This is a genomic window from Candidatus Ulvibacter alkanivorans, assembly GCF_003333325.1.
Classification (GTDB): Bacteria; Bacteroidota; Bacteroidia; order Flavobacteriales; family Flavobacteriaceae; genus Ulvibacter_A; species Ulvibacter_A alkanivorans.
In genome coordinates this window covers 1-1477 of sequence record NZ_QOLC01000117.1, presented here as the reverse complement: position 1 = coordinate 1477, position 1477 = coordinate 1, and the positions used below count along the sequence as shown (strand labels likewise).

At 33.6% G+C, this 1477-nt stretch carries 1 protein-coding gene; it reads right to left on the bottom strand.

The features are described 5' to 3' along the window. Positions 1 to 185 precede the first annotated feature (185 nt). Positions 186 to 1477: hypothetical protein (locus DWA30_RS13370; RefSeq protein ID WP_168421782.1), on the bottom strand; the 1292-nt coding region annotated here is incomplete at its 5' end.

The window sequence follows — 1477 nt, the reverse complement described above, 5'->3', positions numbered from 1 at the left end:
ACGGGACTACTTACTTTTATCGCCAGCATTGTTCGTCAAGGTCAAAAATTGTGGCCTTAACCGGAAAGGGGTACTGCCTAAAAAGCGTCCAATATGGAAAGTTTATCCAGATATGCATTCAAAGAAACAGGCGGCAAGTGAGCATCCTGCGGTGTGGTGTAATCTTAAAATGTAGATGAATATTATTAAAGGTCTTTAGTGTAATATTCCTTTTGTATTTGAGTGAACTTTTTTGAGTTTATATGTTTGGACATAGAAATCATATCATTCAAATCATAAAAGCATATTTCATACTTCTTTGTTGATATTTTTCTGCTTTCAAGTAGAGTTTTTGCCTCATCTGTAAAACCACCAGTTGACCAGAACTCGAATTTTATGTTGCGCTCGCATATAGAAGGTTGGTCCAGTATCCATTTTCTAATTATAGGGATATTTTTTCCCAACCATTGTTCTATTTCATCCTTATCCACCTTGTAATTATAGCCTTTGCATTCAGAAATAATAACCGTATTGGCTTGCAATCCAAAAACATCTATTTCCCTTGATATACCATCTTGATTTATCTTTTTGCCAATATCTATGCTTTTACATATTTGCCCTTGATAATAACCAACTGCCAATTCAAACAAGTCGCCCCTAAGATTATTTGTTTTTCCATCAACAAGCTTATTGAGTTTTGTGATTAAATCAAGATATGCATCTGGATTCTTTTTTAGTATGGCACCTGCATTAGTAACAAGGCTAATTAATGAATTGAGTAGGTCTCTATATTTACTTCCAAATAGTTCATTTACAAAGCCAATGATGACACCTTCAGATTTCAAAAGATTCAAGGCTTTGGTATCCATCGATTCGACAATTAAAAATGGAAGGAAGTTCGCCACATTCCTCTGAAATTTTAATGCTTTAATTTTATCTATAAAAAATGTGACTTGGTTTTCGGTAACCGTATTTCCAACAAGAATATCTGCAACAACGAACCCAGGAACAATCTTTTTATTATTGCTATACCTGGCAAGTGAACCTATATACGAGGGGCTGACGTAATTAAATTGATACTTACCAAATTCGCTATGAAACTTAGATGTGTTATATGATGAGAATCCTATTTTTCTTGCCCAATCATTAAATTGAATCAGAAGAAAATTTTTAGCGACATCTACTCCTTTAGCACGTTTTGAACTGAAACTATTCTCTGAGACTAAACTTGATATTGAAACATAATTTTCATCGACCAAGACTAAATTAAAATTTTGAAGTTTGTCCAAGGCAGAATGAAATGTCAAATGCCCCTTTAAATCTAAAACGGGATTTATGGAATAAGAAGCTAATTCATCTGTTTTAATTTGACCATACTGAAAATCCAAGGACTGCAAAATTGTATGGTATTGCTTACCTGCTTTTTTAAGAGCCCTCGACAGGCCATCAAAGTACTCTTGTTTATTGAAAATTGCTTTTTCATAGAACAATATTTGTC